The organism is Actinocrinis sp. (assembly GCF_035946395.1).
Classification (GTDB): Bacteria; Actinomycetota; Actinomycetes; order Streptomycetales; family Catenulisporaceae; genus Actinocrinis.
Map to the genome: position 1 here is coordinate 1 of NZ_DASYZI010000030.1, position 9,470 is coordinate 9,470.

Annotated in this window: 8 protein-coding genes; 7 read left to right on the plus strand and 1 reads right to left on the minus strand. The window is 68.5% G+C overall.

The features are described from left to right. Positions 1 to 54 precede the first annotated feature (54 nt). Positions 55 to 1,044: a dTDP-glucose 4,6-dehydratase gene (gene rfbB / locus VGS97_RS02400; protein WP_326851495.1), complete on the minus strand. Its 990-nt coding sequence runs from the start codon at positions 1,042 to 1,044 to the stop codon at positions 55 to 57. Positions 1,045 to 1,700: 656 nt separating this feature from the next. Here rfbB and VGS97_RS02405 point away from each other — a divergent pair. The 7 genes from VGS97_RS02405 to VGS97_RS02435 all read left to right on the plus strand — a co-directional run. Continuing rightward, positions 1,701 to 2,606 (plus strand): glycosyltransferase, encoded by a 906-nt coding sequence (locus VGS97_RS02405; RefSeq protein ID WP_326851496.1) that lies wholly within the window; start codon positions 1,701 to 1,703, stop codon positions 2,604 to 2,606. A gap of 17 nt (positions 2,607 to 2,623) precedes the next feature. Further along, positions 2,624 to 3,511, plus strand: coding sequence for a glycosyltransferase (locus VGS97_RS02410; protein WP_326851497.1), 888 nt, complete (start codon positions 2,624 to 2,626; stop codon positions 3,509 to 3,511). After that, positions 3,498 to 4,463, plus strand: coding sequence for a glycosyltransferase (locus VGS97_RS02415; RefSeq protein WP_326851498.1), 966 nt, complete (start codon positions 3,498 to 3,500; stop codon positions 4,461 to 4,463). Before VGS97_RS02410 ends, VGS97_RS02415 begins: the two co-directional genes overlap by 14 nt. A 196-nt stretch (positions 4,464 to 4,659) precedes the next feature. Next, entirely contained in the window at positions 4,660 to 5,868 is a 1,209-nt protein-coding gene (locus VGS97_RS02420) for a nucleotide sugar dehydrogenase (RefSeq protein ID WP_326851499.1), read from the plus strand. Between the two features lie 76 nt (positions 5,869 to 5,944). Next, positions 5,945 to 6,724 carry a glycosyltransferase gene (locus tag VGS97_RS02425; protein ID WP_349261951.1) on the plus strand — a complete coding sequence of 260 codons (780 nt, stop codon included), beginning with the start codon at positions 5,945 to 5,947 and terminating at the stop codon, positions 6,722 to 6,724. Between the two features lie 7 nt (positions 6,725 to 6,731). After that, positions 6,732 to 7,757: an NAD-dependent epimerase/dehydratase family protein gene (locus tag VGS97_RS02430; RefSeq protein ID WP_326851501.1), complete on the plus strand. Its 1,026-nt coding sequence runs from the start codon at positions 6,732 to 6,734 to the stop codon at positions 7,755 to 7,757. Between the two features lie 220 nt (positions 7,758 to 7,977). Continuing rightward, positions 7,978 to 9,470, plus strand: a 1,493-nt coding sequence (locus VGS97_RS02435; RefSeq protein WP_326851502.1) for a hypothetical protein, incomplete at its 3' end; no start/stop codon positions are given.

The window sequence follows — 9,470 nt, forward strand, 5'->3', positions numbered from 1 at the left end:
CCGTGACCTCGCGGCCGAGCATCCCGGCGGCACCGGTGACCAGCCAGCGCATGACTACAGGGCCGCCTTCGCCTTGAGCGGCTCCCACCAGGCGCGGTTCTCCCGGTACCACTGGACGGTTTGTGCCAGGCCGTCGCGGAACTCCACCTGCGGGGCGTAGCCCAGCTCGCGGCTGATCTTGGTGATGTCGAGCGAGTAGCGCCGGTCGTGGCCCTTGCGGTCCTCGACGTTGTCCACGCTGCCCCAGTCCGCGCCGCAGGCTTCCAGCAGCCGCTCGGTCAGCTCCTTGTTGGACATCTCGGTGCCACCGCCGATGTTGTAGACCTCGCCCGCGCGGCCCTTGGTCAGCGCCAGGTGGATGCCGCGCACGTGGTCGGACACGTGCAGCCAGTCCCGGACGTTGCCGCCGTCGCCGAATAGCGGCACGTGCTTGCCGTCCATCAGGTTCGTGATGAACCGCGGGATCATCTTCTCCGGGAAGTGGTAGTGCCCGTAGTTGTTCGAGCAGCGGGTCACCACGGCGTCGAGCTGGTGCGTGCGGTGCGCCGACAGCACCAGCAGGTCCGACCCGGCCTTCGCCGCCGAGTACGGCGAGTTCGGCGCGAGCGGCCACTGTTCGGTCCAGGAGCCCTCGTCGATCGAGCCGTAGACCTCGTCGGTGGACACGTGCAGGAACCGCGTGATCCCGTTGCGCCGCGCGGCGTCCAGCAGCGTCTGCGTGCCGAGCACGTTCGTGGTGACGAAGTCGGAAGCGCCCGCGATCGACCGGTCCACGTGCGACTCGGCCGCGAAGTGCACGATCGCGTCGTGCCCCGGCAGCACCAGGTCCAGCAGTTCCGCGTTGTTGATGTCGCCGCGGACGAACGAGTAGCGCGGATCGTCGGCCACCGGCGCGAGATTGGCCAGATTGCCGGAATAGGTCAGCTTGTCGTACACGGTCACCTGGAGACTCGCGTCCGCGCCGTCGTCCAGCCGGCCGCCGAGCAGCGCGCGCACGTACTCGGAGCCGATGAAACCGGCTCCGCCGGTAACCAGGATTTTCATGGCTCGCATCCTATCCCCTTCCCCTGTCGTGACTCCGGCGTCCTGAACTGCAAGAACAGCAGACCAGGGCGGCAACCTGGCGGCTGTGCAGAGATCGACGAGTTCATCGAGGCCGTACGCGAGTCGCGCAACGAGAGCCTGGCGTGAGCCTGCCTGCCGTCCTGCTCGACACCGACGTGGCGTCAGCCGTGTACAAGGCTGTGTACAAGAGCGCCCCCTGCCGCTTCTGAGCGCGATCGCCAACTTCGAGCCGTGCATCTCATTCGTCACTTATGGAGAGATGGCGAGGTGGGCCGAGGTCCGTTCGCGGGCACCGCACAATCGGGCTGGGCTGCGGAACCGGCTGGCCAGAGTGGCGACGATCCACAGCAGCGAGGCAGTGTGCGATCAGTGGGGAGAACTGTCCGCGGCCGGGCACGTTCGCGGTCGCCACCGGTCGCAGAACGACACGTGGATCGCCGCCGTGGCGCTGACGTACAGCCCTGCCCCTGGCCACGCTGGACCTGAAGGACTACCAGGACTTCGAGGCCCATCACGGGCTGCGGATGGTCCGTCCGCGGCCGGACGATGCTCATTGGGCTACCTGACCTGCGGCAATTAGCCACATGCCAGATAACCGGATACGCTCGGCGGCCGTGGTTGTGTCAAATCCGGCGATGTCCGATGCGGCGGTCCGCGTCACGGCGATCCTGACCGCCTACCACCCCGACGAGCGGCTCGCGGCCGTCGTCGAGTCCGCGCTGGCGGACTGCGCGGGGGTGATCGTCGCGGACAACACTCCCGAGGGTTCGCCGAGCCTCGCCTCGAAGCTGGACGATCCGCGCATCCGGGTCATCCCGATCGGCCGGAACCTCGGCCTCGGCGGTGCGCTGAATGTGGCCGTCAAGGAGTTGCCGCCGGACGCGCAGGCCGTGCTGCTGCTCGACCAGGACTCGGTGCTGCCTGCGGGGCTGGTTTCCGGGCTGGCCGCTCATCTGCGCGACGATCCGGCCGTCGGGATCGCGGCGCCGACGCCTTGGGACGCGAAGCACGAGGCCTTTTACAACGTCGGTGCGGGTTTGCACGACTCGACCGCCGACCGCGAGGCGGTCATCACCTCGGGCATGCTGGTACGGCGTGAACTGATCGACGAGTTTCCGTTCCGCGAGGACCTGTTCAACGACTTCGTGGACATCGCGTTCTGCGTCGACGTGCGGCGCGGTGGCGCGCGCATTGTGCAGGACTACCGGATCAGGCTGCCGCACTCGATGGGCGACCGGCGCGAGCACAAGGTCGGTCCGGTCACCGTCCGGGTGATCCACTACCCGGCCTGGCGGCACTACTGGATCGCCCGCAACGGGATGCGGTTCGCCATGGACAACCTGCGGCAACACCCGCTCGGCTTCGTGCCCATGGCGGTCTTCCTCGGGCGCAAGTTCGTCTCGACCACGTTGTTCGAGCCGGACCGCCGCAACCATCTGCCGGCGCTGATGCGCGGCGTGCGCGACGGTGTGCTGAACCGCGGTGCGCGCCGATACCTGCCTGCGGGGGCCAATCCTCCCGGTGTGCGCCTGCGAGGCTGATGATGATGTCGGATGTCATGAGCGTGCGTATTGCTGCCGTCGCGACGGCGTATCACCCGGATGAGCGGCTTGCGGCTGTCGTCGAGTCCGCGCTGGAGACGTGCGCGTTCGTCGTGGTCGTCGACAACACGCCCGGCACCGAACCGACGGTCGCTGACAAGATCTCGGACGAGCGTGTCAAGGTTCTGCGTTCTGGAGCGAACGTCGGCCTTGCCGCGGCGTTGAACGCGGGTGTCCGGGAACTGCCGGACGACGCTTCGGCGGTGCTGCTGCTCGACCAGGACTCCGTGCTGCCCGGGGACGTCGTCACGGCGCTGGCCGGCTACCTCGACGACCCGACGATCGGGATTGCCGCACCTACGCCTTGGGACGCGACGCATGACTCCTCGTACGACACGCTCGCCGCGCTTCGCTCCGACGTCGCCGACCGGACGGATGTGATCACGTCTGGAATGCTCATCCGGCGCAGCGCGCTGGAGCGGGTCGGCGGGTTCCGCGAGGACTTCTTCGTCGACTTCGTGGACATCGACTTCTGCCTGCGGCTGCGTCGCACCGGCCTGCGTATCGTCCAGGACCAGCGGCTGAAGCTGCCGCACTCGCTCGGTGATCGGCGGGTGCACGGGCGCGGGCCGCTGCGTATCCAGATCGTGCATTACCCGGCTTGGCGGCTCTACTGGATCGCACGCGGCGCGTCCACACTGCTGCGTGAGAACCTGCGGCGCGATCCCAGGTGGGCGCTGAAGGCCGTGCTGTTCCTCGCGTCCTGGACGTGGCGTAGCGCGGCGTTCGAGGACGCGCGCGCGCGGCACGTCGCGGCGCTCGCGCGCGGCATGCGCGACGGGCTGCTCGGCCGCGTCAGCCTCCGCTACCTGCCCGAGGGAGCCACCTACCGTGCCGTCCGCTGAAACTCCTGCACAGCCCGCGCCTCCCGCGCAGCGTGAATCTGTCATCGGACCGATTACCGCCATCGTCACCGCGTATCACCCCGACGAGCGGCTGGCGCAGGTCGTGGAGTGCGCGCTGGCCAGCTGCGCGCTGGTCGTGGTCGCGGACAACACTCCAGGCGACAGCGCCTCGGCCGCCGAGAAGCTGGACCACCCGAACGTCAGAGTCCTGCGCTCCGGGCGCAACCTCGGGCTGGCCGCCGCGCTCAACCTCGGGCTGCGCGAGGTGCCGCCGGACGCCGCCGCCGTGCTCTTCCTCGACCAGGACTCGGTGCTGCCGCCGGATCTGATCGCCGGCCTGGCCCGGCATCTGGAGGATCCGACGATCGGCGTGGTCGGCCCGGCGCCGGTGGACGCCGAGAAGGGCGAGCAGTACGAGACCCTGTCGATCCTGCACGGCGACGTCTCCGACCGCTACAGCGTGATCACCTCCGGGATGCTGGTGCGCCGCTCGTGCTTCACCTCGGTCCCGGGCTTCCGCGAGGACTTCTTCGTCGACTGCGTGGACATCGACTTCTGCCTGAGGCTGCGCCGGGCCGGCGTACGCATCGTGCGGGACAAGCACCTCACGATGCCGCACTCGATCGGCGACGGCCGCGACCACCGGCTGCTGTTCGTCCCGGTCCGCGTGCTGCACTACGCCGCCTGGCGGCACTACTGGGTGGCGCGCAACGGCATGGTGCTCACCCGTGAGCACGGACGCGCCCTGCCCGGCTTCGCGCTGATCAACGCGCTGTTCATGGCCCGCTGGCTGGCCGCGACCGCAGTGTTCGAACCGCACCGCCGCACGCACGTCCCGGCGATCCTGCGCGGCCTGCGCGACGGACTGACCGGCCGTACGAACGTCGCCTACTTGCCGTCGGCCGCCGACTACCAGAGCGCGGCGGCGGGTTACCCCGATCGCTCCGCGTAATTCGCACGGCGGATGATGTAACCGATTAGGGTTGTACTGCGTCCAAGGGATGCGGGGTACCGACGGACGCCGCCCGCTTTCCCTGTAGGTTTGCTTTCGCGCACGTCGGGCGCACTATTCGGAATCGGCAAAGCACGGCGGTCGACTCCGCTCGGGGCGGGAGTTCGCACATCGCCAGGGGAATGAGGGCTCAGAGATGACAGACGCGGCCGGGGACTTCCCGAGAGACGTCGTGGTGGTGGGTGGATGTGGCCACGTCGGGCTGCCTCTGGCCATCGCCTTCGCGGACCGCGGGGCCAGCGTGGGGATCTACGACACCAGCGCCGACGCGGTCGAGCTGGTCAACGCGGCGCGGCTGCCCTTCGACGAGCCCGGGGCCGGACCGGTGCTGGAGCGGGTCGTGGCTGACGGCCGGCTCTTCGCCACCACCGACCCGGCCATCGTCGGCACCTCGGCCAACGTGGTCGTCGTCATCGGCACGCCGGTGGACGAGCACCTGAATCCGGATCAGACCGCGATCCCGCGCGCGCTGGGCGTATGCTCCGAGCACTTCCGCGACGGCCAGCTGCTGGTGTTGCGCAGCACCGTCTACCCCGGGGTGACCGCGCTGGTCGAGAAGATGGTCGCCAGGCTCGGCGTGGACATGCCGGTGGCGTTCTGCCCCGAGCGGATCGCCGAGGGCAAGGCGATGACCGAGCTGTTCAGCCTCCCGCAGATCGTCTCCAGCCGTACCGAGCACGGCTTGGCGCGGGCCAAGAAGCTGTTCGGGCTGCTGACCGAGACCGTGGTCGAGCTCTCGCCGGAGGAGGCGGAGCTGGCCAAGCTGTTCACCAACGTCTGGCGCTACATCAAGTTCGCCACGGCCAACCAGTTCTACATGATGGCCAACGACCAGGGCCTGGACTTCGACCGCATCCGCAAGGGGCTGGCCTTCGACTATCCGCGGGCCGCGGACATGCCGGGCGCGGGCTTCGCCGCCGGGCCGTGCCTGTTCAAGGACACCATGCAGCTGGCGGCGTTCAACAACAACAACTTCGCCCTCGGCCACACCGCGATGACCATCAACGAGGGCATGCCGCTGTATCTCGTGCACAAGCTTGAGGAGCAGCACGACCTGTCCGAGCTGACCGTCGGCATCCTCGGTATGGGCTTCAAGGCCGAGTCCGACGACATCCGCTCCAGCCTGTCCTACAAGCTGCGCCGGATCCTGAAGTTCAAGGCCGGCGAGGTGCTGTGCACCGACCCGTACGTGACGGTCGACCCGACGCTGCTGCCGCTCGACGAGGTGATCGAGCGCTCCGACATCCTGATCGTCGCGACCCCGCATCCCGAGTACCGCGAGCTGAAGACCGACAAGCCGGTCGCGGACATCTGGAACGTGCGCGGGCAGGGCGTGCGGGTCTAACGTGAGCCTCCACTCTTCGGCCCCCGTGCAACCGGCGACGCGGGACCGGCTCACCGTCCACCAGCCGGACGACGCCATGCCCGGACCCCGCGTCTCGATCGTGATCCCCGCGTACAACGAGGGGACCGACATAGTGCCGGTGCTGGACCGGCTGTTCGAGGCGGTCTCGCTGCCGTGCGAGGTGCTCGTCGTCGTCGACTTCGCCGAGGACGAGACGATCCCGATCGTCGAGGAGTACGCGCGCGACGAGCTGCGGCTGCGCCTGGTGGTCAACACCTACGGACGCGGCCCGGCCAACGCCATCCGCTTCGGCATCGACACCGCGAGCGCGCCGGTCACCGTGGTGACCATGGCGGACGGCTGCGACGACGCGCGCCAGATCGACGACCTGGCCCGGCTGGTCGAGCGCGGCGTGGCGGTGGCCGCGGCCTCCCGCTACATGGCCGGCGGCCAGCAGGTCGGCGGGCCGTACCTCAAGGGCATGATCTCGAAGACGGCCGGCCGCTCGCTGCGGGTGTTCGCCCGGATCGGCACCCGCGACGCCACCAACTCGTTCAAGGCCTACTCCACCGACTTCGTGCGCGAGGTCGGCATCGAGAGCCGGGCCGGCTTCGAGATCGGCATCGAGCTGACCGCGAAGGCCCGGCGGCTGCGCCGCCCGGTCGCCGAGATCCCGACCATCTGGCTGGACCGCCAGGCCGGGGTGTCGAACTTCAGGGTCGCCCAGTGGATCCCGAAGTACTTCAAATGGTACCTGTACGCCTTCGGGCCCCGGCTGACCGCCGAGCAGGTGCGCGCCCGCCAGGACCGTCGATCACTCTCACGAGCGACGACCACCGAGACCAAGGAAGACTGAACTGACCATGCAGAAAGTACTGATCAGCGGCTCGGCCGGATTCATCGGCGGCTATGTCGTCGAGGAACTCCTGCGCCGCGGCTACTCCGTGGTCGGTGTGGACAACTTCTCCAAGTACGGCCGGGTCAAGAAGTCGTACGACGACAACCCGAACTACCGGCTCGTCGAGGGCGACTGCCGGGACGTGGTCCTGATGACCTCGCTGCTTGAGGACGTCGACCACTTCATCGCCGGTGCCGCGATGATCGGCGGCATCTCGTACTTCCACACCTACGCCTACGACCTGCTGGCCACCAACGAGCGGATCATCGCCGCGTCCTGCGACGCCGCCATCGCCGCGCACAAGGCCGGGCGGCTGAAGAAGGTCACCTACCTGTCCTCGTCGATGGTGTTCGAGTCCACCGACAGCTGGCCCTCCCACGAGGGGCAGGAGCGCGAGGTCCCGCCGCCGCTGTCCTCCTACGGCTTCCAGAAGCTGGCCGTCGAGTACTTCGCCCGCGCCGCCTGGGACCAGTACAAGCTGCCTTACACGATCGTGCGGCCGTTCAACTGTGTCGGGATCGGCGAGTCGCGGGCGCTGGGCGACGAGGAGATCCTGTCCGGCAACGTCAAGCTCGCCATGAGCCACGTGGTGCCCGACCTGGTGCAGAAGGTGCTCAAGGGCCAGGACCCGCTGCACATCCTCGGCAGCGGCGAGCAGGTGCGGCACTACACCTACGGCGGCGACCTGGCCGCGGGCATCGTGACCGCGATGGAGCACCCTGACGCGCTGAACGAGGACTTCAACCTGTCCACCGCCGAGGCCACCACGGTGCTCCAGTTGGCCGAGGCGATCTGGCGCAAGGCCAAGGGCCCGGACGTCCCGCTGTCGGTGGTCAGCGACGATCCGTTCGAGTACGACGTGCAGCGCCGGGTGCCCGCGACCGAGAAGGCGAAGCGGATCCTCGGCTTCGAGGCGGCCACCTCGCTGGACGTCATGCTGGACGAGGTCATCCCGTGGATCGGGAACGCAATCGAGGCCGGCACCATCTAAGAGGTGTTTCTAAGGGTTGTTTGAGAAGTGGGGCCGGGGTCGTGGCGCCTGCCACGCACGCTCGCCGCGTCGTCGGGCCGTGTCCGAACCTCCAGCATGGACACAGCCCTCCGCTTTGCGGACGTACGTGCCATGCGCCGCGCCCTGATTCGACCCCACTTCTCAAACACCACCTGACCGGCGTCATTCGGGGGAGCTGGAAGGATCGGTCGGAGGGCTGATGCCGGAGTTGCTGGACGGCACCGGCGAGGCGTTGGCAGCGGCTGAGCCCGCCGCCGACGCCTCGCGGCCGTCGAACGGGGGAGCCGACAGGGGATTCGCCGCCACCGCGCGGCACTGGCTGCGCTCGCATGTCGTCGTGCTGGTGGGCGTGCCGGTCGCCACGATCACCCTGTTCTTGTTGTATCTGCACCAGGCGCGGTTCACACCGTTGAACGCCGACGGGTCGAGCAACGCGTTGCAGGCGTGGGACATGCTGCACGGCAACGTGCTGCTCAGTAACTGGAGCCTGTCCGACGTCAGCTTCTACTTCACCGAGCTGCCCGAATACATGCTGGTCGAAGCGGTGCACGGGCTGAACGGGGACGTGGTGCACGTCGCCGCCGCGCTCAGCTACACCCTCGCCGTGCTGCTGGCCTGCTGGCTGGGCCGCGGCGCGGCGCGCGGCGTCGAGGCGTTCGTCAGGATCCTGATCGTCCTGGTGGTGATGCTCGCGCCGGGTCACGGCTCCGGTTCGCTGCTGCTCGGCTCGCCGGACCACTTCGGCACCTCGGTCCCGCTCCTGGTCATCTTCCTGGCGGTGGAGCGTCTGCCGCGGCGCCGGTTCACGCCGGTGGTCCTCTTCGTGCTGCTGACGTGGGCCGAGGCCAGCGACAGCACGACGATCTTCATCGCGGGCGGCGGCATGGCCGTCGTCAGCGGGATGCGGCTGTGGCAGGGCCGCGGCGACCGTCGCTACGAGGCCTCGCTGTTCGCCGCCGCGACGCTCTCCGTCGCCGCGGCGGCCGGGATCCACAAGGTGATCCAGCAACTCGGCGGCTTCGGCGCGGCGTCGCCGGACATGATCTTCAACGGCTCGGCCGACATGCCGAACGCGCTCTGGATCACCGTCAGGTCGTATCTGAGCGTGTTCAGCGCCGATTTCTTCGGCCTGCCACTGTCGCGCTCGTACATCATCCTGCTGCACCTGTTCGGCGCGGCGATGGTGACCTGGGCGCTCGCGATCACCGCGCGACGGCTGTTCAGAAGCACACAAGACGATGGCGGCGACGACGGTGACGCTGACAGCGGTGACACTGAAGACAGTGACGGGGACCGGATCGCCAAACTGATCACGGTGGGCGTCCTGCTCAACATCATCGGCCTGATGTTCAGCTCGCAGATCTCCGGCGGCGACCGCGAGATCGCCGCCGCACTGCCGCTCGGCGCCGTCGCGGCGGCGCGGGTACTCGGTCCCCGGATGGTGCACCGCAAGCACATCGCGGTGCTCAGCCTGTTCGCCGTGACGTTCGGCGTCGTGTTGGCGAGCAATGCCGCCGTCGCGGGTGCGCCGGCGGACAGCCGCGCAGCGGAGCTCTGGCTCAAGGCGCACGGATACACGTATGGGCTCGGCGGCTACTGGTCGTCGCACAACATCACCGTCGAATCGCGTGACACGGTCCGGGTGCGTCCGGTCACCATCGGCCAGAAGGGTATCGAGCAGTACGACTGGGA